This window comes from Pseudomonas sp. Fl4BN1, assembly GCF_009908285.1.
Taxonomy (GTDB): domain Bacteria; phylum Pseudomonadota; class Gammaproteobacteria; order Pseudomonadales; family Pseudomonadaceae; genus Aquipseudomonas.
The window spans coordinates 1-26,316 of the sequence record NZ_JAAARM010000058.1 but is presented as its reverse complement, the minus strand read 5'-3'; the positions used below and the strand labels follow the sequence as shown (position 1 = coordinate 26,316).

25 protein-coding genes are annotated in these 26,316 nt (G+C 64.4%); 10 read left to right on the top strand and 15 right to left on the bottom strand.

What is annotated here, in order from left to right:
- The 7 genes from GV818_RS32505 to GV818_RS32475 all read right to left on the bottom strand — a co-directional run.
- Window positions 1-1,572: BatD family protein (locus GV818_RS32505; RefSeq protein ID WP_161778597.1), on the bottom strand; the 1,572-nt coding region annotated here is incomplete at its 3' end.
- Entirely contained in the window at window positions 1,569-3,311 is a 1,743-nt protein-coding gene (locus GV818_RS32500; RefSeq protein ID WP_161760062.1) for a VWA domain-containing protein, read from the bottom strand. The genes GV818_RS32500 and GV818_RS32505, both read right to left, overlap by 4 nt.
- On the bottom strand, window positions 3,308-4,384 hold the full coding sequence (locus GV818_RS32495) for a vWA domain-containing protein (protein WP_161760063.1): 1,077 nt from the start codon (window positions 4,382-4,384) through the stop codon (window positions 3,308-3,310). The genes GV818_RS32500 and GV818_RS32495 overlap by 4 nt, the downstream gene beginning before the upstream one ends.
- Window positions 4,377-4,871: a DUF4381 domain-containing protein gene (locus GV818_RS32490; RefSeq protein ID WP_161760064.1), complete on the bottom strand. Its 495-nt coding sequence runs from the start codon at window positions 4,869-4,871 to the stop codon at window positions 4,377-4,379. The genes GV818_RS32495 and GV818_RS32490 overlap by 8 nt, the downstream gene beginning before the upstream one ends.
- The gene (locus GV818_RS32485; RefSeq protein WP_161760065.1) at window positions 4,868-5,809 is read right to left on the bottom strand and encodes a DUF58 domain-containing protein; all 942 of its coding nucleotides are present in this window, start codon (window positions 5,807-5,809) and stop codon (window positions 4,868-4,870) included. Before GV818_RS32485 ends, GV818_RS32490 begins: the two co-directional genes overlap by 4 nt.
- Before the next feature lie 5 nt (window positions 5,810-5,814).
- A complete protein-coding gene (locus tag GV818_RS32480) occupies window positions 5,815-6,774 on the bottom strand; it encodes an AAA family ATPase (RefSeq protein WP_161760066.1) in 960 nt (319 codons plus the stop codon).
- A 372-nt stretch (window positions 6,775-7,146) separates the two neighbouring features.
- Complete coding sequence (locus tag GV818_RS32475) at window positions 7,147-7,503, bottom strand: hypothetical protein (RefSeq protein WP_161778596.1); 357 nt, start codon at window positions 7,501-7,503, stop codon at window positions 7,147-7,149.
- Between the two features lie 543 nt (window positions 7,504-8,046).
- Here GV818_RS32475 and GV818_RS32470 point away from each other — a divergent pair.
- The gene (locus GV818_RS32470) at window positions 8,047-12,906 is read left to right on the top strand and encodes an NAD-glutamate dehydrogenase (RefSeq protein ID WP_161778595.1); all 4,860 of its coding nucleotides are present in this window, start codon (window positions 8,047-8,049) and stop codon (window positions 12,904-12,906) included.
- Between the two features lie 138 nt (window positions 12,907-13,044).
- On the opposite strand, the gene GV818_RS32465 is transcribed toward GV818_RS32470, so the two are convergent.
- The 4 genes from GV818_RS32465 to GV818_RS32450 form a co-directional block, all read right to left on the bottom strand.
- Window positions 13,045-13,770, bottom strand: coding sequence for a DUF4377 domain-containing protein (locus GV818_RS32465; protein ID WP_368668877.1), 726 nt, complete (start codon window positions 13,768-13,770; stop codon window positions 13,045-13,047).
- 420 nt (window positions 13,771-14,190) lie between these two features.
- On the bottom strand, window positions 14,191-14,601 hold the full coding sequence (locus tag GV818_RS32460) for a cupin domain-containing protein (RefSeq protein WP_161778594.1): 411 nt from the start codon (window positions 14,599-14,601) through the stop codon (window positions 14,191-14,193).
- Between the two features lie 115 nt (window positions 14,602-14,716).
- Entirely contained in the window at window positions 14,717-16,150 is a 1,434-nt protein-coding gene (locus tag GV818_RS32455; RefSeq protein WP_161778593.1) for a PLP-dependent aminotransferase family protein, read from the bottom strand.
- 269 nt (window positions 16,151-16,419) lie between these two features.
- Window positions 16,420-17,784, bottom strand: a complete 1,365-nt coding sequence (locus GV818_RS32450; RefSeq protein WP_161755254.1) for an ArnT family glycosyltransferase — start codon at window positions 17,782-17,784, stop codon at window positions 16,420-16,422.
- Between the two features lie 234 nt (window positions 17,785-18,018).
- Between GV818_RS32450 and GV818_RS32445 the strand changes: the two genes are divergently transcribed.
- Window positions 18,019-18,459: a carboxymuconolactone decarboxylase family protein gene (locus GV818_RS32445; protein WP_161778592.1), complete on the top strand. Its 441-nt coding sequence runs from the start codon at window positions 18,019-18,021 to the stop codon at window positions 18,457-18,459.
- 38 nt (window positions 18,460-18,497) lie between these two features.
- Window positions 18,498-19,124 (top strand): FMN-dependent NADH-azoreductase, encoded by a 627-nt coding sequence (locus GV818_RS32440; protein WP_161778591.1) that lies wholly within the window; start codon window positions 18,498-18,500, stop codon window positions 19,122-19,124.
- A gap of 33 nt (window positions 19,125-19,157) precedes the next feature.
- Here the strand turns inward: GV818_RS32440 and GV818_RS32435 are convergent, their stop codons facing one another.
- Entirely contained in the window at window positions 19,158-19,472 is a 315-nt protein-coding gene (locus GV818_RS32435) for a hypothetical protein (RefSeq protein WP_161755248.1), read from the bottom strand.
- Window positions 19,473-19,761: 289 nt separating this feature from the next.
- Between GV818_RS32435 and GV818_RS32430 the strand changes: the two genes are divergently transcribed.
- From GV818_RS32430 to GV818_RS32420, 3 genes are read left to right on the top strand one after another with little or no spacing between them, the layout of a single operon-like run.
- Complete coding sequence (locus GV818_RS32430; RefSeq protein WP_372242141.1) at window positions 19,762-20,373, top strand: STN domain-containing protein; 612 nt, start codon at window positions 19,762-19,764, stop codon at window positions 20,371-20,373.
- On the top strand, window positions 20,370-20,915 hold the full coding sequence (locus GV818_RS32425) for an RNA polymerase sigma factor (protein ID WP_161755246.1): 546 nt from the start codon (window positions 20,370-20,372) through the stop codon (window positions 20,913-20,915). Before GV818_RS32430 ends, GV818_RS32425 begins: the two co-directional genes overlap by 4 nt.
- 38 nt (window positions 20,916-20,953) lie before the next feature.
- Window positions 20,954-21,904, top strand: coding sequence for a FecR family protein (locus tag GV818_RS32420; RefSeq protein WP_161778590.1), 951 nt, complete (start codon window positions 20,954-20,956; stop codon window positions 21,902-21,904).
- A gap of 129 nt (window positions 21,905-22,033) precedes the next feature.
- Here the strand turns inward: GV818_RS32420 and gspJ are convergent, their stop codons facing one another.
- Together gspJ and gspH are read right to left on the bottom strand one after the other, a co-directional pair.
- Window positions 22,034-22,651 (bottom strand): type II secretion system minor pseudopilin GspJ, encoded by a 618-nt coding sequence (gene gspJ, locus GV818_RS32415; RefSeq protein WP_161778589.1) that lies wholly within the window; start codon window positions 22,649-22,651, stop codon window positions 22,034-22,036.
- Window positions 22,648-23,109, bottom strand: a complete 462-nt coding sequence (gspH, locus tag GV818_RS32410; protein WP_161778588.1) for a type II secretion system minor pseudopilin GspH — start codon at window positions 23,107-23,109, stop codon at window positions 22,648-22,650. The genes gspJ and gspH overlap by 4 nt, the downstream gene beginning before the upstream one ends.
- Before the next feature lie 118 nt (window positions 23,110-23,227).
- Between gspH and GV818_RS32405 the strand changes: the two genes are divergently transcribed.
- Complete coding sequence (locus GV818_RS32405; protein WP_161778587.1) at window positions 23,228-23,668, top strand: type II secretion system protein N; 441 nt, start codon at window positions 23,228-23,230, stop codon at window positions 23,666-23,668.
- A gap of 3 nt (window positions 23,669-23,671) precedes the next feature.
- Here GV818_RS32405 and gspI read toward each other — a convergent pair whose 3' ends face one another.
- Window positions 23,672-24,058: a type II secretion system minor pseudopilin GspI gene (gene gspI / locus GV818_RS32400; RefSeq protein WP_161755236.1), complete on the bottom strand. Its 387-nt coding sequence runs from the start codon at window positions 24,056-24,058 to the stop codon at window positions 23,672-23,674.
- A 148-nt stretch (window positions 24,059-24,206) separates the two neighbouring features.
- On the opposite strand from gspI, the gene gspG reads away from it, so the two are divergent.
- The 3 genes from gspG to gspL form a co-directional block, all read left to right on the top strand.
- Window positions 24,207-24,656: a type II secretion system major pseudopilin GspG gene (gene gspG / locus GV818_RS32395; protein WP_161755234.1), complete on the top strand. Its 450-nt coding sequence runs from the start codon at window positions 24,207-24,209 to the stop codon at window positions 24,654-24,656.
- Window positions 24,657-24,664: 8 nt separating this feature from the next.
- A complete protein-coding gene (gene gspK / locus GV818_RS32390; RefSeq protein WP_161778586.1) occupies window positions 24,665-25,645 on the top strand; it encodes a type II secretion system minor pseudopilin GspK in 981 nt (326 codons plus the stop codon).
- A partial coding sequence (gspL, locus tag GV818_RS32385; RefSeq protein ID WP_256679584.1) for a type II secretion system protein GspL occupies window positions 25,642-26,316 on the top strand: 675 nt, incomplete at its 3' end. The genes gspK and gspL, both read left to right, overlap by 4 nt.

The following is a 26,316-nucleotide window of genomic DNA, read 5'->3' as shown; positions in this document are numbered from 1 at the left end:
AGATGTGTATAAGAGACACACCCGCCACAGTTCCTCACCTTGCCAGTACTGGCCGGTTTCGCTGTAGAGGGCGCCGTTGAGACCGTCCAGGGCATCGGACAACGGCACGAAGCGCGCCGCCATCTCGGCCAGGGTTTCCGGCTGCTGGCGGGCCCAGGCGTCCAGGGCCTGGCGGGTGGCCTGGGGATCGTTGGCCTGGCAGGCGCGCTTGAGGTCGTCCAGCAGCGAGCGCGGGCTGGGGCCGGTCTGCGCTGCACGCAGCACTGCCGGTCGCGAGCGCGCGCGCCACCACAGGCCAAAGCCCAGCAGGGTGCTGCAGGCCAGCAGCAGGGTGCTCAGTTGCCAGGGCCACAGGGCATCGTTGTCGACACTGGCCTGGGGCGTGCCGGCCGGGGTGTCCACCACCAGGCTCGGGTTGTTTGCCACTTGCAGGGTTCGCGCCGGCAGGCTGGTGCTTTCCAGGCGGTCTTGCTGAGTGTTCCACCAGGTCACTTCCAGCGCCGGCAGTTCGATGTTGCCAGTGCGTGTCGGCACCAGGGCCTGGCGGTCTTCACGCACCCCCAGCAGGCCATGTTCGACCGGCTGGTTGCTCAGTTGCGGCTGGTCCGGGTAGCTGCGCAGGCCGGCGATCTCGGTCAGGGGCAGTGGCGGCAGTTGTGCGCTGGACAGGCCCTCGGCGCGCAGGATCAGGCTGCGAGTCAGCGAGTCGCCCACCTGGGGGCGGTCCGGCTCGGGGCTCCAGCTTTCACTCAGGCTCAGGCTGCGGGCCGGCAGCCAGGGCGCATCGGCCGGGTAGGCGGCGGGCTTGGCCAGCACCTGCAAGGTCAGTTCGGTGGAACTGACGTGGATCAGCTTGCTGGCCTTGGGCGCCTGGGGGCTGGCCGGCTGGCCATTGCCCGGGTTGGCCAGGGTGGCACTGAAGGTCAGTGCCGGGATCTGCAACGGACCGCTGCGCTGGGGATACAGGGCGTAGCGCATCTCGATCACCCCGTGGCGCACGCCGTTGATGAGCTTCTCGTAGGTGCGCGGTTCCCCCAGTTGCTCGACCCGGGCATCGCTCAGTACCAGCGGGCTGAGGTTGCTGTCATCGAACAACGGCACCGAGTGGTAGATGTGCAGGGTCAGCAGGGCCTGGGCCTGGACGTAGACCTTGGGCTGGTCGAGTTCGGCGTCGATGAACACCGGCGCCAGGCGCGCGGCCTGATCCTGCAGCGGGCTGGCGTTGACCTGCAGGCTCAGGGCCTGGCTTTGCAGGTTGCCCAGTTGCAACGGGGCAATTTCCAGGGTACCGGTGTGGCGGGGCAGCAGCGTGATGATCCAGCGGGTGCTGGCGTGGCTGTCGCCCAGACTGTTGAGCTGGTTGACCTGGCGTGTACCGCGGACTTCGAACTGCGCCTCCAGGGGCGCCAGGTCGGGCTTGCCAAACTGGGTGACGTCGGTGGACTCCAGGGTCAGCTCGACGGTTTCCCCGGAGTTCACCTGGCTGCGATCCAGGCTGGCGAGCAGCCCGGCAGCCTGGGACTGGGAGGTCCAGAGTGCGAGGGCAAGCAGAAGGGCGGTGCAGCGGGTCATCGAGTTTTTCCCTGATCCTGATGGGTTTGCTGTTCGTACCAGAATTTACGCCTCAGCAATTCTCCCGGATCGTCCGGGATCTTGCGCAGCCATTGTTCCAGCGCCTGCTGGTGTTCAGTGTCCAGGCTGTCCTGTGCCGGGCGCAGCGGGGTGGTGGTGTGCTGGTCATCCAGCTCACTGCCGGGCACCTCGCTGTGGCCAGTGTTCTGCGTGTCCTGCGGCGGCGTCGCACCTTCGTCCGGGGGCGTTTCGACGGGGCTGCCCGGTGTTTCGCTGCCGGGTGGTGGTTCGGTGGCGGCGCCGCTGGGCCCGGGGCGCTGGTTGTCGTCGCTGTCGGGGTTTTCCGGTTTTTGCACGGGCGGCGGCTCGACCGCTTGCTGCTGTTGCAACAGGCTTTCCACCAGGGCCTTGTTGTACAGCGCCGGTTGCAGGTCCGGCTGGCGTTCCAGTGCCTGCTCGTAGGCGTCGATGGCGGCTTCCAGTTCGCCGGCGCGGGCCAGGGCATTGCCGCGATTGTAGTGGGCGCGAGCGTCGTTGCCTTCAGCAAAACGCTCGGCGGCGGCATTGTAGTTGCCCGCTTCATACAAGGCCACGCCTTGCCATTGCGGGTCCTGGAAATGCCGCGCGGCTTGCGCCGGCCGCTGCTGCTCAAGCAGGCGCTGGCCCTGTTGGTCGGGACGCAGCCACAGGTCATTGAAGTCCAGGGCGTAGCTGGCTTGCGGCACGGCGAACAGCAGCAGCGGCAGGCAGAACAGCCAGCCCCGGCGCCCGGCGCAGGCCGCCAGTAACAACAGCGGCAGCAGTAACCAGTAACCCTGGTCGGCCCAGGTATCCAGGCGCAGGGTCTGGCCGTCGTTGCGCACGCCCTGGGGGCCGGCCAGCAGGCCCAAGCCGCGCAGGTCGCTGTCATCCAGGCGGGCCTGGCGATAGCGGCCGCCGACCTCGCCGATGAACTGCTTGAGGTCGGGGCTGTCCAGGCGCGATACCAGGATCGCGCCCTGGTCGTCCTTGAGGTAGCTGCCGTCTTCCTGGGTGACTGGGGCGCCGTCGCGGCTGCCGATACCCAGCATCAGCAATTGCGGTGCGTCGCCGTTCAGGGCCTGGCGGATGCCCAGGCGTTCCTGCTCGCTGAGGGCGCTGGCGATCAGCAGCACCCGGCCCTGGCCCAGGGCGCCCTGGTCCAGCAGCTTGAGGGCCTTGAGCAGGGCCAGGTCGGCGCGTTGTCCGGGCTGGGGCATGATCGACGGCTTGAGGGCGTCCAGCAGGTTGCGGCTGGTGGCCAGGTCATCGGACAGCGGCACCAGGGTATGGGCGCTGCCGGCGTAGACCACGATCGCGGTCTGTGCGTCGCTGCGCAGGGCCAGCAGGTCGAGCAACTTGTGCCGGGCCTGCTCCAGGCGATTGGGCGGCACGTCGTTGGCGAGCATCTGCGGGGTCAGTTCCAGCAGCACCACCAGCGGGTCGGCGGGTTTCTGGCTGGTCTGCTCCACCCGCTGCCAGCTGGGTCCCAGCAGGGCCAGCACGGCCAGCAGCCAGGCCAGGCCCAGGGCCACCCAGGGCAGCTTGCTTTCGCGGCCATTGCCACCGCTGAGCAGCGCGGCATGAAAGGCCGGCGGCAGGATCATCTGCCAGCGGCCGGCGCGTTTCTGCCGGTGCCAAAGTTGCCACAGCAGCAGCGCCAGCAGCGGCAGCAGCAGCAACCACCAGGGTCGAAACCAATGGGGCCAGAGACTGATCATCGACGTCTCCGCAGGCGCAGGCGCTTGAGCCGCTGCCGCCAATCATGGCTCGGTTGTAGAAAAGGTGACTGGGTAAAGAAACGTTGCAGCGGGTTGTCCGGCCAGCGTTCGCGCAGCACCAGCAGCATGCTGAGCAGCAATGCCGTAGCCAGGGGCCAGTGGTACAGGGCCTGGGCCGGGCGCGCCTGGGTCGGTTGCTGGGCCACGGGTTCGAGCTGGTCGAGGGTGTCCTTGATCGCCTGCAATTCCTGGCCGTCGCGGGCACGGAAATAGCGGCCGCCGGTCACTTGCGCCAGTTCCATGAGGGCCGGCTCGTCCAGGTCCAGGCTAGGGTTGAGCCCCAGCACCCCGAGGGTGGCGCTTTGTTCCGGGTCGGCGCCAATGCCGATGGGGTAGATCTTTACCCCTTCCTCGGCGGCCAGGCGCGCGGCGGTAATCGGTGCGATCTCGCCACCGTTGTTGGCGCCGTCGGTGACCAGGATCAGCACCCGGCTCTGCGCCGGACGTTGGCGCAGGCGTTTCAGCGCCAGGCCGATGGCGTCGCCGATGGCGGTGTTCTTGCCGGCGATGCCGATCTTCGCTTCATCGAGCCAGACCCGCACCGTATGCCGGTCGAAGGTCAGCGGCGCTTGCAAGTAGGCCTTGCTGCCGAACAGGATCAGGCCGACCCGGTCGCCTTCGCGGTGCTCGAGAAAATCCCCCAGCAGGTGCTTGACCAGGCTCAGGCGGCTGACGTCCTCGTCCTGCCACTGCATGTCGGGAAAGTCCATGGAGCCGGACACGTCCACCGCTACCAACAGGTCGCGGCCACTGGCGGCCACCGGCAGCGGTTCCCCCAGCCATTGCGGGCGCGCCGCGGCCAACAACAGCAGCACCCAGAGCAGGATGAAGCGTGCCTGCTGGCGCCAGGTCGGCAGGTGGGCCCGGGCCCGGCGCTTGGACAGAGTTTCCAGCTCACTGAGAAAACTCACCTTCAGCGCCGGCTCGCCGCTGTCGGCCACCGGCAGCACCAGGCGCAGCAGCCAGGGCAGCGGCAACAGGGCGAAGATCCACGGCCAGGCGAACTCAAACATGCTTGCGAATCCAGGTGTCCACCGCCTGGGTCAGGCCGGCGATGGCTTTGTCGTCGAGCTTGCACTCGGGCTTGTAGGCGCCCTCCACCAGCACCATCCAGCGGGTCAGGCCAGCGGCGGGGCAGCGGTTATCAAGAAACGCCAGCCACTTGCGGCCATTGAGCGTGTGGCTCTGGCTGTAGGGGTAATGGTTGCGGCACAGGCGTTTGAGCAGGGCATTGAGGGCCTGCAGCCAGGCCCCGGCGGGCGCACCGTCATAAGGCTTGGGCAGCAGCGCCAGTTCCGCCAGGGCGGCCAGGCGTACTGGGTCCAGGGGCTGTTCACTGCGGGCCTGGGGCGCCTTGCGTGGCCACAGATGGCGCCAGCGCCAGATCGCCAGCCCCAGCAATGGCAGCAGCACCGCCAGCAGCCACCAGCCCGGGGCCGGTGGCCACAGGCCGATCTCGGGGGGCGGCAGCAGGGGTTGCAGTTGCTCCAGGGTGCTCATCGGCCGGTTCCTGGACGTTGCGGGTTGAGGTACTCGCGCAACTGCTCGACCATCTCGCTCTGGGTGCTCAGGGGCATCAGCAGCACCCGCAGTTTCTGCGCCAGGCGTTCCCAGCGGGCGATCCGCGCTTCGCTCTGGGCGCGATAGGCCTGGCGCAGTTCGTAGTTCAGGGTGTCCAGTTCCAGCTGTGCGCCGCGCTCGGCAAAACGCAACAATCCGGCAGCGGGCAGGGCATGGTCGAGGGGATCGGACAGCGGCATCAGCAGCAAATCGCAATGCCGTGACAGCAGGCTCAGTTGCTGTTCGGCGGCGTCGCTCAGGGCGCGTTCGTCACAGATCACGATCACCAGGCTGCCAGGGCGCAACACCTCACGGCCACGCATCAGCGCGGTGCCCAGGGCATCGCGCTGCGGTTGGGCTTCAGCGTGCAGCGACTGGTTGACCCGCACCAGGCGGTTGAGCAATTGCAACAGGCTCTGCTTGCTGCGCCGGGGCTTGATCTCGTAGTGCTCGTCGTCGCCGTAGACCAGGCCGCCGACCCGGTCGTTGTGGCCCAGGGCGGCCCAGCCGATCAGGCTCGCGGCCTGGGCCGCGAGTACCGACTTGAACATCAGCCCGGAGCCGAAGAACAGCTGGCGGCTCTGCTCCACCATGATGAAGATCGGCCGCTCGCGTTCCTCGTGGAACAGCTTGGTGTGGGGTTCCTGGGTCCGTGCGGTAACGCGCCAGTCGATGGTGCGCACGTCGTCGCCGGCCTGGTAGACCCGCACCTGGTCGAAGTCCACACCGCGTCCGCGCAGCTTGGAATGGTGCAGGCCGATCAGCGGGCTGCGCTGGCTCGGGGTGGAGAACAGCTGCACCTCGCGCACGCGATGGCGCATCTCGATCAGCTCGCCGAGGGTAATGCGGATGCCGGGTTCGGCGCTGGCTTGAGTCATGCAGGTCAGGCGACGGCAACGACGTCGAGGATGCGCTGTACCACACGGTCCTGGTCGATGCCTGCCGCTTCAGCCTCGAAGGACAGAATGATGCGGTGGCGCAGTACGTCGAACAGCACCGCCTGGATGTCTTCCGGGCTGACGAAGTCGCGGCCGGCGAGCCAGGCGTGGGCGCGCGCGCAACGGTCCAGGGCGATGGAACCGCGGGGGCTGGCACCGTAGGCGATCCACTCGGCCATTTCCGCATCGAACTTGCCCGGAGTACGGGTCGCCATCACCAGCTGTACCAGGTATTCCTCCACCGCGTCGGCCATGTACAGGCCGAGGATTTCCTTGCGTGCGGCGAAGATCGCCTGCTGGCTGACCCGGCGTTCAGGCTTGGTTTCGCCGTTCAGGGCTTCGCCCCGGGCCTGCTGGAGGATGCGCCGCTCGACGGCGGCGTCCGGGAAACCGATCTTCACGTGCATCAGGAACCGGTCGAGCTGGGCTTCGGGCAGCGGGTAGGTGCCTTCCTGCTCGATCGGGTTCTGGGTCGCCATCACCAGGAACAGTGGCGACAGTTCATAGGTGCTGCGGCCGACACTGACCTGGCGTTCGGCCATGGCTTCGAGGAGTGCCGACTGGACCTTGGCTGGGGCGCGGTTGATCTCGTCCGCCAGCACCAGGTTGTGGAAAATCGGGCCTTGCTGGAACACGAAGCTGCCGGTTTCCGGACGATAGATCTCGGTGCCGGTGATGTCGGCGGGCAACAGGTCGGGGGTGAACTGAATTCGATGGAATTGCGCTTCAATGCCTTCGGCCAACTCTTTGATGGCCTTGGTCTTGGCCAGGCCTGGAGCGCCCTCGACCAGCATGTGGCCGTCGGCGAGCAGGGCGATGAGCAAGCGCTCGATGAGTTTTTCCTGGCCGAGAATCTGCGTTGAAAGAAAGGTTCGCAGCGCCAAAAGCGCTTCACGATGTTCCATCGATGACTGTTCCTGGAGAGGGTGCGCCCCGGGCGTTGAAATAACGTCGGGGCTGGGTGCGCTACTTTAATCCATAGCAGGGGTCGGCGACTAACGGGGAAAACCTGATTTGGCCAATTAGTCGGAAATTTCCGTGTTTTTTTGCAGCCCTTGCATGGCGCTCCCTGCATCGGCCCTCTGTTTGCGAAGGGGGCTTGGGTTGTGCGTAGCTCTTGCGGGCCTCTTCGCTGGCAAGCCAGCTCCTACGGTTGGGCGCGGTGCAGGGGGCGTTGTAGGAGCCGGCTTGCCGGCGAAGGGGGGATTGGGTTGTGCGCAGGGCTTGCGGGCCTCTTCGCTGGCAAGCCAGCTCCTACAGGGGAGGGCGGTGGTGGGTCAGGCCAGCTGGCTGATGTAGGTGCCGGTGCCCTTGAGGATGTTCTGCAGGGTCAGTTCCACTTCGGCCAGGTCCGCGGCCGCGGTGTTGTGGCGGATTTCCAGGTGGTCGGCGCCGTTCAGGGCGTCGGCGTCGGCCGCGGCGATTTCGATCAGTAGGGTGGTGGGGCTCAGGGTGACCCTGACCCCATCGAGGGTCGAAGGCTCGCCGTCGAGGGTGATTTCCAGCTCGTCCTCGTCCGGGTAGCGGCTCATCAGGAACATCTCGCCCTGGGTGCTGTGGCAGCAGAGCATGGCCATGTTGTCTTCTTCGTCGTCGCACGGGTTGGCGATCAGGTGGGCAGTGGTCATGTGCATGGGAAGGTCCTGAGTGGAAGCGTGGTCGGTGCCGGCTGGGCCAGCAAAAAAATGCGATTCTGCCAGTGCGAGGGAATTTCTGCTGGTTTGTCTGTCAGAGAACAGGTCGTGAACGCAATGCCCCAAGGGAGTCATTTTTGGTACGCAAGTACCGTAAAGCCGGGCGAGAGCCGTGGCTTTTTCCCTGTGGGTGCTAGTGTTAAGCGCTGTGTGACGCTCTGGCTGCGTGCTGATGACCGAATATGTCGCAGCACCGCAAGCAGCTGTCACATTGCACTCGTTAAGCTGCGCAGCGGACACATTGTTCTCAAGTGCAATCGGTTGCGTCTGATTTGTGATGGTCACTTGCAAAGGCATTGCACACAGTCGCTTTTGCAGATGCCCATCCCCGGAAGGTGAATGTGACCTGCGCGTCTCGCCCAGCTTCACCCACCTGGCATCCTGCAACCTCTGCCCGAGACCAGGAGCAGGATGCTCCACCGCCCCACAAGGGGTTAGCACGCGACGCTTCCATCAATAACAAGCCCAAGCGGAGTACCACAGATGGCGTTCTTCACCGCAGCCAGCAAAGCCGACTTCCAGCACCAACTGCAAGCGGCACTGGCGCAGCACATCAGTGAACAGGCACTGCCACAAGTGGCGCTGTTCGCTGAACAATTCTTCGGCATCATTTCCCTGGACGAACTCACCCAGCGTCGCATGTCCGACCTGGCGGGCTGCACCCTTTCTGCCTGGCGCCTGCTTGAGCGCTTTGACCACGCGCAACCGCAAGTGCGGGTCTACAACCCCGACTACGAACGTCATGGCTGGCAGTCGACCCACACCGCTGTGGAAGTCCTGCACCACGACCTGCCGTTCCTGGTGGACTCGGTCCGCACCGAGCTCAACCGTCGCGGCTACAGCATCCACACCTTGCAGACCACCGTGCTCAGCGTGCGTCGCGGCAGCAAGGGCGAGCTGCAGGAAATCCTGCCCAAGGGCACCCAGGGTGAAGGCATCCAGCAAGAATCGCTGATGTACCTGGAGATCGACCGCTGCGCCAACGCCGCCGAACTCAGCGTGCTGGGCAAGGAGCTGGAGCAGGTACTGGGCGAAGTGCGGGTGGCCGTGGCCGACTTCGAGCCGATGAAGGCCAAGGTCCAGGAGCTGATCGAAAGCATCGACAACAGCCAGTTCGCCATCGCCGCCGATGAAAAGACCGAGATCAAGAGCTTCCTCGAATGGCTGGTGGGCAACCACTTCACCTTCCTCGGCTATGAAGAGTTCGTGGTTGGCGCCGACCAGGATGGCGGGCATATCGAATATGACCCGAGCTCCTTCCTCGGCCTGGCCAAGCTGCTGCGCGCCGGTCTCACCAGCGAAGACCTGCGCATCGAAGACTACGCGGTCAACTACCTGCGCGAACCGACGCCGCTGTCGTTCGCCAAGGCCGCGCATCCGAGCCGCGTGCACCGTCCGGCCTACCCGGATTTCGTCTCGATCCGCCAGATCGACGCCGACGGCAAGGTAATCAAGGAATGCCGCTTCATGGGCCTCTACACCTCTTCGGTGTACGGCGAGAGCGTGCGCGTGATTCCCTACATCCGCCGCAAGGTCGAAGTCATCGAGCAGCGCTCGGGCTTCCAGGCCAAGGCGCACCTGGGCAAGGAACTGGCCCAGGTCCTCGAAGTACTGCCGCGTGATGATCTGTTCCAGACCCCGGTGGACGAGCTGTTCAGCACCGTGATGTCCATCGTGCAGATCCAGGAGCGCAACAAGATCCGCGTGTTCCTGCGCAAGGACCCGTACGGCCGCTTCTGCTACTGCCTGGCCTACGTGCCGCGCGACATCTATTCCACCGAAGTGCGGCAGAAGATCCAGCAAGTGCTGATGGATCGCCTGCAAGCCACCGACTGCGAATTCTGGACCTTCTTCTCCGAGTCGGTGCTGGCTCGCGTGCAGCTGATTCTGCGGGTCGACCCGAAACAGCGCATCGACATCGATCCGCTGCTGCTGGAAAAAGAAGTGGTGCAGGCCTGCCGCAGCTGGCAGGACGACTACGCCAGCCTGGTGGTGGAAAGCTTCGGCGAAGCCCACGGCACCAACGTGCTGGCAGACTTCCCGAAAGGCTTCCCGGCCGGCTACCGCGAGCGCTTCGCAGCGCACTCGGCGGTGGTCGACATGCAGCACCTGCTGAGCCTGAGCGAAGCCAACCCGCTGGTGATGAGCTTCTACCAGCCGCTGGGCCAGGTCTCCGGCCAGCGCGAGCTGCACTGCAAGCTGTACCACGCCGATACCCCGCTGGCCCTGTCCGACGTGCTGCCGATCCTGGAAAACCTCGGCCTGCGGGTGCTGGGTGAGTTTCCGTATCGCCTGCGCCACAACAATGGCCGCGAGTTCTGGATCCACGACTTTGCCTTCACTGCCGGTGAAGGCCTGGACCTGGACATCCAGCAGCTCAACGACACGCTGCAGGACGCCTTCGTCCATATCGTCCGCGGCGATGCCGAGAACGATGCCTTCAACCGCCTGGTGCTGACCGCCGGCCTGCCATGGCGCGACGTGGCGCTGCTGCGTGCCTACGCCCGCTACCTGAAGCAGATCCGCCTGGGCTTCGACCTGGGCTACATCGCCAGCACCCTGAACAACCACACCGACATCGCCCGCGAGTTGACCCGGTTGTTCAAGACCCGCTTCTACCTGGCGCGCAAGCTCACCAGCGATGACCTGGAAGACAAGCAGCAGCGCCTGGAGCAAGCGATCCTCAGCGCCCTGGACGACGTTCAGGTGCTCAACGAAGACCGCATCCTGCGCCGCTACCTGGACCTGATCAAGGCCACCCTGCGGACCAACTTCTACCAGACCGACGCCAACGGCCAGAACAAGTCCTACTTCAGCTTCAAGTTCAACCCGCACCTGATCCCCGAACTGCCCAAGCCGGTACCGAAGTTCGAAATCTTCGTCTACTCGCCACGGGTCGAAGGCGTGCACCTGCGCTTTGGCAACGTCGCGCGCGGCGGTCTGCGCTGGTCCGACCGTGAGGAAGACTTCCGTACCGAAGTCCTGGGCCTGGTAAAAGCCCAGCAAGTGAAGAACTCGGTGATCGTGCCGGTAGGCGCCAAGGGCGGCTTCCTGCCGCGGCGCCTGCCGTTGGGCGGTAGCCGGGACGAGATCGCGGCCGAGGGCATTGCCTGCTACCGCATCTTCATCTCCGGCCTGCTGGACATCACCGACAACCTGAAAGATGGCGCCCTGGTGCCACCGGCCAACGTGGTGCGTCACGACAACGATGACCCGTACCTGGTGGTGGCGGCGGACAAGGGCACCGCAACCTTCTCCGACATCGCCAACGGCATCGCCATCGACTACGGCTTCTGGCTGGGTGATGCGTTCGCCTCTGGTGGTTCGGCAGGTTACGACCACAAGAAAATGGGCATCACCGCCAAGGGCGCGTGGGTCGGTGTGCAGCGTCACTTCCGTGAGCGCGGCATCAATGTGCAGGAAGACAGCATCACCGTAGTGGGCGTCGGCGACATGGCCGGCGACGTGTTCGGCAACGGCCTGTTGATGTCCGACAAGCTGCAACTGGTCGCGGCCTTCAACCACCTGCACATCTTCATCGATCCGAACCCGAACCCGGCCACCAGCTTCGTCGAGCGCCAGCGCATGTTCGAGCTGCCGCGTTCGGCCTGGTCCGACTACGACACCAGCATCATGTCCGAAGGCGGCGGGATCTTCTCGCGCAGCGCGAAGAGCATCGCCATCTCGGCGCAGATGAAAGAACGCTTCGACATCCAGGCCGACAAGCTGACCCCGACCGAACTGCTCAACGCCTTGCTCAAGGCGCCGGTGGACCTGTTGTGGAACGGCGGTATCGGCACCTACGTCAAGGCCAGCACCGAAAGCCACGCCGATGTCGGCGACAAGGCCAACGACGCCCTGCGGGTCAACGGTAACGAGCTGCGCTGCAAGGTAGTGGGCGAGGGCGGCAACCTCGGCATGACCCAGCTGGGTCGTGTGGAATTCGGCCTCAATGGCGGCGGTTCCAACACCGACTTCATCGACAACGCCGGTGGCGTGGACTGTTCCGACCACGAAGTGAACATCAAGATCCTGCTCAACGAAGTGGTGCAGGCCGGTGACATGACTGACAAGCAGCGCAACCAGCTGCTGGCCAGCATGACCGACGAAGTCGGCAACCTGGTGTTGGGCAACAACTACAAGCAGACCCAGGCCCTGTCCCTGGCCGCGCGCCGTGCCTACGAGCGTGCCGCCGAGTACAAGCGCCTGATGAGCGACCTGGAAGGCCGTGGCAAGCTGGACCGCGCCATCGAGTACCTGCCGACCGAGGAGCAGCTCGTCGAGCGCGCCGCGACTGGCAAGGGCCTGACCCGTGCGGAACTGTCGGTGCTGATCTCCTACAGCAAGATCGACCTCAAGGAAGCGTTGCTCAAGTCCCTGGTCCCGGATGACGACTACCTGACCCGTGACATGGAGACCGCGTTCCCACCGAGCCTGGTGGCCAAGTTCTCCGAGGCCATGCGCCGTCACCGCCTGAAGCGCGAGATCGTCAGCACCCAGATCGCCAACGACCTGGTCAACCACATGGGCATCACCTTCGTGCAGCGCCTGAAGGAGTCCACCGGCATGAGCCCGGCGAACGTGGCCGGTGCCTACGTGATCGTGCGTGACATCTTCCACCTCCCGCACTGGTTCCGGCAGATCGAAGCGTTGGACCACCAGGTCTCGGCGCAAGTGCAGCTGGAGCTGATGGACGAGCTGATGCGCCTGGGGCGTCGTGCCACGCGCTGGTTCCTGCGCAGCCGTCGCAACGAGCAGGATGCTGCCCGTGATGTGGCGCACTTCGGTCCGCACCTGGCGGCGCTGGGCCTCAAGCTCGACGAACTGCTGGAAGGCCCGACCCGCGAAGGTTGGCAGAACCGTTATCAGGCGTATGTCGAAGCCGGTGTGCCAGAGTTGCTGGCGCGCATGGTTGCAGGCACTACCCACCTGTACACCCTGCTGCCGATCATCGAAGCCGCTGACGTCACCGGTCAGAGCGCTGCCGATGTGGCCAAGGCCTACTTCGCCGTGGGCAGTGCCCTGGACTTGCCGTGGTACCTGCAGCAGATCAGCGATCTGCCGGTGGCCAACAACTGGCAGGCCCAGGCGCGTGAAGCCTTCCGCGATGACGTGGACTGGCAGCAGCGGGCGATCACCATCAAGGTTCTGCAACTGGCCGATGCGCCAGAAGACATGGAAGCCCGCGTGGCCCTGTGGCTGGAGCAGAACGCGAGCATGGTCGATCGTTGGCGCGCCATGATGGTGGAAATCCGTGCCGCCAGCGGCACCGACTACGCCATGTACGCGGTGGCCAACCGTGAACTGCTGGACCTGGCCATGAGCGGTCAGTCGATCCTGTAACGGTCCGACCCCGCTGTAACGCAAAAGCCCCGTGTCGCGAGACACGGGGCTTTTTTATTGCACGATGATTGTGCGTGTAGCGTTCAAGTCCGCCTTCAGGCTGCCCTTATAGAGGGGTGTGCCCGGGACCTGAGTGGGTTACCGGGTCTTGGCCGAGGCGTCCTGCTCGACCACCATGTCCAGTACGTAGACTTTGGCAGGTGCGTCGGCGGGCGGGTTCTTCCAGTCGTATTGCTTGACTCGCAGGACGTTGCGCACGCCGTCCTGGTGTGCATAACCTTCGATGGACTGGTACAGCGGATGCCACGGGTCCTGGGTGGGCAACTGCAGGCCGGCGGCGTCATAGCGGCGCTCGCGTACTTGCAGGCACTGGTAGTTGGGGATCAGCGGGTGGCTGCACTTGACGGTGCTGGCGGCGACTTCCAGGAAGCGGATTTCGCCCTGGCTGCCGTAGCGGGTTTCCGGGGTGGCTTCACCCGCGAATTTGAGCACGGCGCCGTCCTGGGTGGTCAGTTGCAGGCCGGGTTCGGCGCTGTCGCCGATGACGACGGTACGCAGTTCGCCCTTGAGGCGCTTGCCGACTTCGGCGTCCAGGTCCATCAGGCTGCGCTCGCAGGCCATCATGGTGGAGGCCAGTTGGGTGACGTGCAGCACGCCATTTTCATAGCGATAGCCGCCGAACTGGCCATTGCAGCCGCCGCTGATGTTCAGTCGTTGATCGCCAAAGCTCAGGCGCAGCTTGCGCTCGATGCCCTTCTGCAAGGCGGCGATCGGCTGGCCCGCCGCGTCGGTCGCCGAGACCAGGTGCCAGTAGTAGGCGGACAGCGCCGGCTGGGCGGTGGCGGACGTGGTGGTGGCGGGCACGGAAGGCGATCCTTCATGAGAGGTAGAGACCGGGGCACAGGCCTGGAGCAGGGCAGCGCAGACGGCGACTAGGAGAATATTTTGCTTCATGGTTCGCTCTTTCAGCCTTGAGGGGGGAGGCGGCATTCTGCGCTAGCAGGATGCACACGCCGGTAAACAGGGGCACCGCGGTCGCTTGAAGATCATTGTGCAAGGTCAAAGGTGCCCGCAGTGCGGGCCTGGGCCATCCACTGCAATTCAGAGTGGGTGGCCTCGGCCTTTACCGATTGCAATGTGACAGCACCACGTGGCTTCGGTTTCATTGCCCAGCCCGCCCCGGAGTGTTACCAAATTTTGCGTGACCGTCGTGACGTGGCCGCGTGCGATCCCCCCGGATCAACGATCAGCCCTGCCTGCTTTGCGGTTTCGCGGTGTTTGCGCTCAATGGGCCAGGGGCGTCAGCACTTCATCCTTGGCCTCCATCAGCATGAACACCAGCAGCTTGGCCGGTTCGGTCTGGCTGGCGTTGGCCGACACCGGGTGCTGCGAGCCGGCCGGTTCGAACCAGGACTCCCCGGCCTTGTAGGTGATGCTCGGGCCATCGTTGACCTGTGAGGTGATGGCGCCTTGCAGCACATAGGCCATGGCCGCACCGGCGTGGCGATGGGGCACGGTGGCCTGGCCCGGGGCGTAGTCGACGGTGAGCAGCATGACCTTCTTGCCCGGCAGGTTGCCGAGGGCATGCTCTTGCAGCACCGCGAGTTTTTCCTGGCCATACACCGGGTCATGGGCAACGGCGCCCAGAGAGGTCATCAGGGCCAGGGCGGCAAGGGCAGCAGTCAGGGTTTTCATCTTCGGCTTCTCCAGCAGGTTGAGATGGACCCAGGCTAAGTCCCCAACCGCTGAAGCCCCATAACCAATCCCGGCAAAGAACGGCAGACCAATGCCGACGTGCCGGGACACAGCGTCAGGCGATCTGCCGCAGGAGGTCGCGCACCTTGTCCAGGGCCGGGTCGATATCCAGGGTTTCAATGGCGCCGAAACCGATGAACAGGCCGTCGCGCCCCGGGCTGTCATGGAAGAAGTGATGCAGCGAGTAGAGGCCCACCTCGACCTTCTTCGCCAGCTCCAGCAGCAGCGGGATATTCACCGGCACCTTGCACAGCGCCGCCATGTGGAACCCGGCGGTGCAGGGCACCGCTTCGAGCCAGGGCGCCAGATCGCCCTGCAGGCGCAGGAGGATGCGTTCCCGGCGCCCGGCGTACACGGTGTGGCAGCGGCGGATATGTTTTTGCAGGCAGCCGTCGTTGATGAACTTGGCCAGCGCCCACTGGGTCAGGGTCGGGGTGTGGCAGTCGCTGAGCTGCTTGGCCTTGATCACGGCCGCGAGGATCGCCGGTGGCAGCACCGCATACCCCAGGCGCAACTGCGCCAGCATGTTCTTGGAGAAGGTTCCGACGTAGGCCACCACGCCGCGGTTGTCCAGGCTTTGCAGGGAGTCGGTGGGCCGGCCTTCGTAGCGAAATTCGCTGTCGTAGTCATCCTCGATGACAATCGCCCCCAGCTCCCGGGCGCGTTCCAGCAGGGCTTCGCGGCGGGCCTGGCTCATGGGCATGCCGAGGGGGAACTGGTGGGACGGCGTGACATAGATCAGCCGCACGCCGTCGGGAATCAGCGCGACCTGGATGCCTTCGTCGTCTACCGGGATGCCCAGCACCTGCGCGCCCTGGGCGCTGAACAACAGGCGCGCCGGGGTGTAGCCGGGGTCCTCCATGGCCACTAGGCTGCCGGGCTCCAGCACCACCCGGGCGATCAGGTCCAGGGCCTGTTGTGCGCCGTTGCAGACCACGATGTCCTGATCGCTGCAGACCACCCCCCGGGAAAACGCCACGTGCCCGGCGATAGCGCTGCGCAGGGCCGGCAAGCCTTCGGGCTGGCTGTAGAAACCGCCGCTCTGGGCCATGCGCCGCAGAGCGTCCTGGGTGCAGCGGCGCCATTCCTCCTGGGGGAACTGGGCGCGGGTCGTGGCGCCGCCGATGAACTCGTAGCGCAGGGTGCCTTCCAGGGTCGGATGGCGCAGGGGCGCGGGCAGCGCCTGCCAGCGCGCCAGGCTCTGGGCACAGGCCAGATCCTGGGCGCCCTGTTTTCGCTCGGTCTTGACCGGGCGCGGGGTGACGAAGGTGCCACGGCCGATTTTGCCTATCAGGTAGTTTTCATAGGTCAGCAGGGCGTAGGTATCGGACACGGTCTTGCGCGAAATACCCAGTTGCTCGGCCAGCAGGCGGCTGGGGGGCAGTTGCGCACCGGCCGCCAGGCGGCCGCAGTCGATGGCGGCGCGGAGCTGCTGGTAGAGCTGTTCGGCCAGGTCCTTGCGGCCATTGATGACGACGTGAAGTTCCATTGCTACACCAGGATCTGATTTATCGGCGCAAGGTTACTCGTCCTGCCGGGCTTCGTGTAGCTGCCCGGCGGGCCAGTGATAGGGCGTTGCAGAGGGCAGGGGGCCAGACCCTGTCCCGGTGTTCTGTTCGCTGGCCTGGAGCAGGCCTGGCACTGCGCAGTTGTGTAAATAACTGCATATAAGCCCGGCCGGGGGTATCGATGCTCGGGCTTTTACAAATATTTAATGTTTATCACAAGATAACTGGTGATCTGTCCCCCCAATACGGGCTACCAGAACCAATAAGGGAGGAACTTTGGTGTGGGTTCGTTTGCCAGTTCGAGGTGGTAGGTTATGGAGTTGAAGAAGAATGCATCCAGCGAGAGAAAGGCAGTTGCGCCAAACGCCAGAATAATGAGTTCACGTTGTGGGTGCCTGGAGTAGTTTCGCTCAATGAAGTAGCGAGCGACCAGGAGAACTGCCAGGCTGATCAGAATGCCGGGGTAGTTCGGTTTCAATGCTGTTGTGGCGTATTGATTGTAAATAAGCGTAAACAAGGCCAGGGCCGGGCCGGCCATTGGAAGTTTCAGGCAGAAACCCAATAGCCATTTTTTTACACCCTGAAAAATTCCACTCTTATCAACGAAAATATACGCCGCCAACAATGAAATGGCAGGCGTGATTGAAAGTATGTAGCGAGCCTTTTTCGAGTTGGGAATGGTAAAGAACACCAGCAAGGCAATGAGCCAGGCGCTGAGATAGAACAGCAGGCTGGTCTCCGGCGGTCGTGGTTGGGGGAAGAATTGCTTGTAGGTTCTGGCGATCACCATCAAGGCGAAAATCGCGGTGAAACCGTAGGTCAGCAAGCCCACGGTAAAGTAAAAGTAATAGCGTGGCGCATGGTCGCTGGCGATGCGGTCCAGGCCCTGCATCATCAGCACCTCGCGCATGAAGGCCTCACCGCCCTGGACGTAGGCGGCCCAGGCCAGCAAGGCGACGCCGATGCCGAACAGCAGGCCGCTGAACAGTGAGAACCAAAACAGCCGGGACCACTGCTTGCTCAGCAGGTAGTAGGAGCCGACCACAATCGCCGGGCCGATCAGGCCGATGGGGCCGCGAAAGACAAAACCCAATGCCAGGGCGACGAAGACAAAAATCAGCCGCGAGTGGTCCTGCTTGTAGTCGGCGGAGTAGGCCAGGTAAAAGCAGATCACCGTGAACAGTGCCGGGTATACATCCAGGGCCAGAGAGTTGACGCCGTCGAGAAATGCCCAGGTAAAGAGCGAAAAGAGAATGGCGTGTAATCCCCACTTCTTTTCATGCAGTGCGCCCAGTTTATAAGTGAAAACCAGCATTAGGGCTGCGGCAATGCAATAGGGCAAGCCCATCGAAAGAATCGATAGTCGGCCAAAAGGCAGTGAACTCAGGTAAATAAGAAAGGTGTTGGCGATCGTATAGTCTGGGTAAGGCTTCAAATCATCGGCAACGGGGAAAAGTGTCATGCCGTTATAGAGCATGTACTGCGAGAAATCGACAAAGCGAGTTGTGTAATTGAGAATGGCGGCCTTGTATTGCAGGCCCATGAATATACTGATTGCGGCCAGGAAAATGCTCAGGCAAGGTTTTCTGGCGAGTTGTCTTGTTAGAACTTCCATGTGCCCCACACATTGAAAAAAAGCGGATCATACATTGGCCATTAATCGGGCGCCAGAGAGCAAGGCTGGTCTGTTCCAGGAGGCGTCTCGATGGGTTTTTCAGGCCTCGTCGGCGAGCGTCCGGCGGGCCCGGTTTTTTTAATGGTCACCAGGTAAAAACCGGAATTGGTTATAGGGGCCAAGTTCTCCCGGCCTTAACCTTGGCAGCGCCGCCGACTGCCCAGGGTAATGCCCATGAAACTGCGTCTGGACTACTACAGCGCCTCGCCCGAAGCGCTCAAGGGGCTGCTGATGCTGGAAGCCGCATGCCTGGCGCTGGCCATCGAGAAACCGCTGCTGGAGTTGGTGAAGATCCGCGTCTCGCAGCTCAACCACTGTGCCTTCTGTTGCGACATGCATGCTGTCGAGGCGCGGCGCCAGGGCGAAACCGAGCGCCGCTTGCATGCCCTGAGTGTCTGGCGCGATTCGGGCTTCTTTACACCGCGCGAACGTGCTGCTCTGGCCTGGAGCGAAGCGCTGACCCAGCTGCCCGCCAGCGGCATCGCCGATGAGCTCTACGCCCAGGCCCGAGACCAGTTCAGCGAGCGCGAACTGGTGGACCTGACCCTGGCGATTTCCACCATCAACAGCTGGAACCGTCTGGCGGTGAGCTTCGGCCAGCAACCCAGCGAATAAACCCCGATCCGTTCATTTGTGCTTTACAGGAACCTTTCATGAAACTGCTTCACGTCGACGCCAGCGCCAAGGGCGTGCGTTCCAATTCCCGGGCCCTGGGCCGTTATTTCATCGAGCAGCTACAGGCCCAGGGCCTGCAATTGGAGATCGACTACCTGGACCTCGCCCAGCAAGCGCCCGCCGCGGTGACCGAGGCTTTCGCCATCGCCACCTACACTGCCCCCGAGGCGCGCACCGCGGCCATGCGCGAGACCCTGGCGGCCTCCGATGCCTTGTGCAAACGGGTGATGGAGGCCGACGCCTGCCTGTTCGCCATGCCCATGTACAACTGGTCGATGCCTTCGACCTTCAAGGCCTTCATCGACAGCATTACCCGTACCGAGCTGACTTACCTCAATACCCCTGATGGCATCGTCGGTCAGTTGACTCGGCAGAAAGTGCTGTTTCTCACCAGCCGTGGCGCCGACCTGCGCCCGGGTAATCCCATGGCCTGGATGGACGCGCTGACGCCGTCGCTGAGGGCGGCCTTCGCCTTTATCGGCGTGCAGCACCCGCAGTTTGTCGATGCCCAGCCGTTGCAGTTCGCCGACCCCGAGGCGCGTACCGAGGCCCTGGAGCGGGCGCGGATCGAGCTGCAAAAGGTGGCCCGGCAATGGGTTGCCTGATCTCCGGCTGATCTGGCTTCGACCGGCTGGTCTTCAGGGCCTTTGCGGCTTGACCGAGGTGCCAAAGGTGTTGCCCATGCGCACGCTGGTGGCGGCCGGGGTCGACAGGCCGATCTGGTTCGGCGGCCGTTTGTTCACCGGGTCTTCCATGGCTTGCTGATTGGCCTGGGCGGCCTTGGCCGCGTCCGGGTTGTTGCCCATCTGTTGGCTCAGGCAGTGATAGTCGGGGGCTTTGTAGCCGCCGACGCTGACTTCCACGCAACCTTCGCGGGTTTCCTCGGCCTGCACCGTCCAGGGCAGGGCATTGAGCAGCAACAGGGTCGTGGCGTATCGGCTTAAACGTTTCATCCTGGCCTCCTGGAAGGCCCGGGAATGCGGGCCTCGATGCCGGCCGAGTGTAGTGCAAACAGATGACTGAAAAAGTGATGGTTTTTTTGCCGTGGCCGTAACACCAGATTCATAAACTGGCCTCAGGATGACGCTTTTCAGGGATTGGACCGCAGTGCAGCGAGGCAGAGCGCAGGTCGGGCGATGGACTTCATTGCACGGGGGCTTGGCGACCTGTGTGGTGGGGCTCGTGCTGCTGACGCCGATGCCAACGGGCTGGGGGCAAACCGCTGCGCAGGGGCCGCCGCAGGTGAATTCACAAAGCTTGCTGGCGCTGGAGATTCCGGCACAGGACCTGGCCGATGCTCTGGAGCTGTTCAGTCGCGCCACCGGGATGGCCGTGTTGGTGGACCGGGAACTGACCCGGGGCCGGCGTTCCGTGGGGGTCAAGGGCCGCTACAGTGCCCGCGAGGGCTTGAGCCATTTGCTGGCGGGCAGCGGCCTGATGGCCCGTTATGCCCGCAGTGATGCCTTCACCCTGCAGGTGCCGGAGGCCACGCAGCCGGCGCCGCTGCACGGTGCCGGGGCCAGCCGTGCGGCGCGGCTCAACAGCAGTTATGCCAGCGCCGTGCAACGGGCAGTGGAGCGCAGTTTGTGCGCGTCGGCCTTGACCCGGCCCGGCAGTTTTCGCGCCTTGCTGCAACTGTGGATCGGTGCCAACGGTGTGGTGCAGCACAGCCGCCTGGTGAGCTCCACCGGCGACCTGGGCCGTGATGAGGCACTGGTGCAACGCCTGGCGCAGACCCGGGTCGAGCGTCAGGCGCCGAACTCGCTGCGCCAGCCGCTGACCTTACTCTTGATACCGGATACAACAGGGAAACGCATGGACTGCAGGGAATGGGATGGAGCTTCCGGGGTATGAAAAATACCGGACACAGTGCGATGGTCAGGCTGTTCCTGACGTCCTACGAGGATTTTCGGGTGCGCTTGCGCAGGCGCCTGGGCTCCGAGGACCTGGCCAACGACGTCCTGCATGAAACCTACCTGCGGGTCGACCGCATGGAAGAGCCGCCGAACCTTGTGCAACCCAATGCCTACCTGTACCGCATGGCCCTGAACATTGCCGCCGACCGCCGCCAGTCCGATGCCCGGCTGCTGACCGGCGACGAAGTCGAGGAGCTGTTGCAGATCGCCGATGAAGCCCAGGACCCGTTGCGGGTAGTGGGCGGCCAGAAAGAAATCCAGACCCTGCTCAAGGCCCTCTACGAACTCCCGGCGCGGCGGCGCAAGATCTTTATCGCCGCGCGCCTGGAAGAGGCGCCGCACCTGGAAATCTCCCAGCGCTTCGGCATTTCCACACGGATGGTGGAGAAGGAACTCAAGGCCGCGCTCGGTCACTGCGCCCTGCGCCTTGAAAGAAAAGTCATCCAGCGGTTCGGTCCCGGGGCCGGAAAACCGTCCTAGACAAAGAGTCCCTGATCAATCCGTGAGAACCTGCGCGCTTGAACATTTTTAGCATTTCCACCCCCCAGGCCTCGGCGGACCAGCAATTGCTCGTCGAAGCCCGGGATTGGCTGGTCCTCCTGACCTCGGGCCAGGCCACTGCCGCCGACGCCCGGGCGCTGCGCCAGTGGTATGCGCAAAGCCCGCAGCATGCGGCTGCCTTCGACCAGACCAAGGCCTTGTGGCACTGCCTGCAACCGGCTGCCGAGTTGCTGGAGCAACAGTCACGGTCCCGGCACTTTGGTCGTCGGGCCTTTCTGGGCGGTGCGATTGCCGCTTCGGCGGCGCTGTTCATGGTCCGAATCAGCGTGCCTGGCGGTTTCGCCGGGCTGACCGCGGATTTCTCCACCGCCGTTGGTGAGCAGCGGCGAGTGGACCTGAGCGAGGGCGTGAGCCTGGAGCTCAATACCCAGACCCGCATCAGCCGTCGTGACCTGGGCGCCGGGGAGCAGGGCCTCGAACTGCTGGAGGGCGAGGTGGAAGTCTTCAGCCAGAATCTGCAGCCGCTCAAGGTCCAGGCCGGCGGGGGCTGGTTGAGCGCCCGCCAGGCGCGTTTCAACCTGCGCAACACCGAACATCAAGTCTGCGTGACTTGCATCGAAGGCAGCCTGCAAGTGGACGTGGCGGGCCGCAGCATTCGCCTGGACAGCGGCCGCCAGTTGACCTACGACGCCACGGCCGTGAGTGAGCCGGTGGTGGTGGACCCACGCAACGTGAGCGCCTGGCGCGAGCAGGTGCTGGTGTTCGATAACGCCAGCCTCGACACCGTGATCAGCGAGATCAATCGCTACCGTCCGGGGATGTTGGTGCTGCTCAATGCCGAGCTGGGCAAGCGCAAGGTCCAGGCGCGTTTCAACCTCAACCAGTTGGCCGGTGTGGCCCTGCTGATCCGCGATGCCTACGGCGCCAAATGCACCGAACTGCCAGGCGGCGTAGTGTTCCTGAGCTGACCTGTGCCGAGCGCTGCCCGTTCTTAAGCAGGCGCTGGCTTGCCAGCGACGGCAGCAGCGCGATCACCATCGCATCCCAGGTGAGAGCTGCTTGGCTGCTGCGCGGTTCGCCGGCCGGCTCCTACAAGGTTATTCCAGCGGACCCAGTACTTGTCGGTAGCGTTCTTCACCCTGGGGCGTTTGCCGCACCAGGCGGATTTCCAGGCCCGGGGGATTGTCCTGGCGATTGCCACTGAGCTGGCGCCAGCCTTTGTCCGGGTCCCAGACCCGAACCTGCAGATCGCTGACCCGACTCAAGACGGCAACCCCATCCCGGGGGGCTGGCAACGGGTAGCGGTTCCGAGCCTCGGCGACCGCGCGGTACAGAGTGTCGCCCTTGAGCCACCAGCGCACCCGTTGCAGTCCGTCCCCCGGAGTCGCCGCGCTGCGGATCACTTCCAGGCGAAAGCCCTTGCTGTCGGAGCTGCGCACGCTCAGTGGCGCTGGGCTGTCGGGTTCGGCACTGTCATTTTCACTGTCACCGAGGTTCGGCTCGCGCAACTGAGTGCTGGCACGCAGGGCCACGTCGCGCTCCAGCTGATTGAGGGCGCGCAGCAGTTCTTCGGTCTGTTCGGTGCTGGCCTTGAGATGGCTGTCAGCCCGGGTCACGCTGTCCAGGCCGCGCCAGGCAATCAGGCTGACCAACGCCATGAGCATGATCGCGACCATTACTTCGATCAGGGTAAAGCCGCTCTGGCGCGGGTTCATGGCTGACTCACCACGCGCAACTGGCCGGCGGCGGTGCGTTCGACGCTGAGGCGGTGTTGGCCGTCGGACAACACCACTCGCAGGGCGGGGTTGATCCATTCGGCATTCAATACCAGGCGTTGCTTGGGTTCGATGCGCACCTGCAGGGAGGGCGTCTCCCAGTTGCGCGGCCGCAGTTGGCTGTCGTTGCGAAAGTCATCGATGCCGTTGCTGGTGTCCTCGCGGCGGCTGAAGGCAAAACCCTTGGCGTTGGCACGCCAGCTGATCGGGCGGCCATCGGCCCGGGCTTCGGCCTGGGCTACCTGCAGCAGCTGCGCCAGGCGTTCGGCGTCCTTGCGTAACAATTGCAGCGGGTCGGGCTTGATGCTCAGGCCCACGGCGGCGCTGGCGATGCCGATGATCACCAGGACCACCATCAACTCGATCAGGGTGAAGCCCCGTTGCTTGCTTGCCTGCATCACTTTGCACTCCTTGGCGACGGCATCAGCAGGCTCGCCGCCGATGATCGTCCAGTGAAATAAAACCGTGAGAATTGACCTGTAGGCTGCTGGGACGGACAAACAGGAGGTCCTGCTCATGCTCAGTGCCATGCTACGTGCCCCGGGCTTTTCAGCCCCCCAACTGCTGCAGTACGCAGCCCTGCTGGCGGCCTTGGCCGGTGTCGTCACCTGGTCGTCGCTGCTGCTGACCCCGGCCGCATCGCCAACCCCGGCGCTGGCGCCCCAAGTGCTCGCCGCAGGTTCCGACAACCCGGCCCTGCAGTGGTTTTCCAACCAGCCGACCCAGGTGCAGATCAAGGTCGCCGGGGTCATGGCCGGAGGCCGTGGCGCGGTGGCAATCCTGCAACTCAACGACGGCCCGCCGCGCAGTTTTCTGGCCGGCGAGCAACTGACCCAGGGCGTGCGCCTGGCGGCCATCGAAGGTGACGGCGTGCTCATCGAGCGCGGCGGCGAACAATCGCGGATCAAGGTCAGCAAGCTGCCGGACCCGCCGAGCCTGCCACGCCTGAGGCGCTGAGCTTCACTGGCGCGCTACCCGCGGCGGGCTGATCAGGGTGTCCAGCCGCGCCAGGGGTGGTGCTTCGCGGCTGCGCTCGCTGACCTGCACACTGACCCGCAACAGCCCGGCGCTGCGGTCGGCGACAATCGTCTGCTGGCAGCGCAATTTAAGCCGTCCCTGGTCGCAGTCGAAGTCCTTCACGCCACTGTTCACGCGACCTTGCAAACGCAGCTCGGCCACCCGGCTCTGGGCTGCCAGCAGGGCCAGGGACTTGTCCCGCAGCAGGCCGTTGCTCTGGGTCATCAGGCCGGCCACGCGCACCGCAGCCGACATCGCCACGGCAATGATGGCCAGCGCCACCAGTACTTCTATCAAGGTAAATCCAGCTTGCTTGGGCAGGGCTTGCATGGGCCGCTCGAGACCGGGAAACAGCCTCGCAGACTAGCCTTCGGGCTTGACCGAATGGCGACTGAACCTCCCGAGGTTTTTCAATACCACTGACATATCTTCTTGCAACACTGCGCGACGAATCGAACTCAAGCCAAGGAATGTCGAGATGGATATCGCGCCTGTAACATCCCCACCCCGAGGCCGTCGTGGCCAACGGGGCTTCACCCTGATCGAGATCATGGTGGTGGTGGTCATCCTCGGGATTCTCGCCGCCATGGTGGTGCCCAAGGTCCTGGATCGCCCGGACCAGGCTCGCGCCACTGCGGCCAAGCAGGACATTGCCGGGCTGATGCAGGCATTGAAGCTGTACCGCCTCGACCACGGCAGCTACCCGAACATGAACCAGGGGCTGAAGGTGCTGGTGGAGCGCCCGGCCAATGCCAAGGACAGCAACTGGCGTTCCTACCTGGAGCGCCTGCCCAACGATCCCTGGGGGCGTCCCTATCACTACCTCAATCCGGGCGCCAACGGCGAAGTGGACGTGTTCTCCCTCGGTGCCGACGGCCAGCCCGACGGTGACGGCGTGAATGCCGATATCGGCTCCTGGCAGCTCTAGGGCCGGCCATGAAAAGCTATTCGCCCAGTGTGGCGAAGCAGCGTGGCATGGCGATTATCAGCGCCTTGCTGATTGCTGCGGTGGTGGCGGTGCTCGCCGGCGCCATGCTCACCCGGCAGACGTCCTTCATGCGTGCGGTGGAAGCCGAGCAGGGGCGTATCGTCGGTGCCGGGGTGCTCCAGGGCAGCCTGGAATACAGCCGCCAATTGCTTTGGGAGGCACGCCAGCGAGACGTCCTGACCCGTCTCGACCAGGCCTGGGCGCGGCCCATTGGCGACCAGGCATTGGCTGGTTTCAACGCGGTGTTCCAGGGCCATCTGGAAGACCAGCAGGGCAAGTTCAACCTGCGCAACCTGGTGTTTCGCGACCAGGTGGATGAGGTGCAGTTGCACAGTTTTGAACAGCTGTGCCAGTTGATTGGTATCGACGCGGCCCTGAGCCGACGCATCAGCCAGCGAGTGATTGGCGCTTATCCGCAACGTTTGCACAACTCCCAGGCGACGAGGCCGCAAGGTGCGTTCGACAGCGGCCGCCTGACCTCGCCGGGAGCGGCGGCGCAGAGCTTGCCAGCCAAGCAGCCGATGCTGCGCAGCCTGGAAGACCTGCGAGGCATCCAGGGGCTGAGCGACACCACGCTGGCGCGGCTCAATCACTATGTCAGCATCCTGCCGGGCAACACCTGGATCAACGGCAACACCGCCAGCGCCGAAGTGTTGGCGGCGGTGGTCCCGGAGCTGGCGTTGTCCCGGGCCAAGGCCCTGGTGGCTGAGCGTGACGCCGGGCACTGGTTCATCAACCGCGGCGACTTCGTCAATCGCCTGCGCATGCCGCAAGTGCAGATGGATCAGGTCAAGGTCGGCATCACCAGCGAATGGTTCCTGCTCCAGGGCCAGGCCCGTCGCGATCAGCGTCGGGTCAGTCTCGAAGCCTTGTTGCACCGCGCCGAAGACCGCATGCCCCAGGTGATCTGGTCGCGGGTGGGCGCATGAGTCGCTTGCGCATTGCCCTGCCGCCACTGGATGAACTGGCACTTGAAGGGCCGGTGGACTTTGCCCGGCTCGATCGCAGCGGGCGGGTCAACGAGATTGGCCGCTGCCCGCTGGGGCAACTGGCCAAGGCCGGCAAACCGACTGCGGTGGAGTGTTTCCTGCATCCTCTGGACAGCCTGCTGACCAGCATCGAGCTGCCGCAACTGCCGGCGGCGCGGATCAAGGCCGCGGTAGCCTGCGCCGCCCAGGCGCTGATCCTTGGTCCCAGCGAGCAGATGCATGTGGCTCACGGGGCCCGGGATGGCCAGGGGCAAGTGTCCCTGAGCTGGTTGCCCAGGAGCACTTTGCAGGCCTTGGGCCGGATGCTGGAGCAGGCCGGGTTGAAACTCCAGGGCTTGTACCCGGCGCCTTACGCCTTGCCGGTACCGCTGCCCGGGCAACTCAGCCTGTGCCTGGTGGACGGCCAGTTGCTGGTGCGCCAGAGCATCGGGCAGGGCAGTGTCCAGCCCTTGGTGGAAGAGACCCTGGAGCAACTGCGCGCCTCGGGCAGCGAGCTGTGCTGGGTGGGTAATGACCCGCCGCTGCCGCTGCTCCAGCAACTGCCTGTGGAGCAACGCTGGAGCGGTACGCCGCCGTCCTGGGGGTTGCACAGTGGTGCCGCGGCAGGTGGC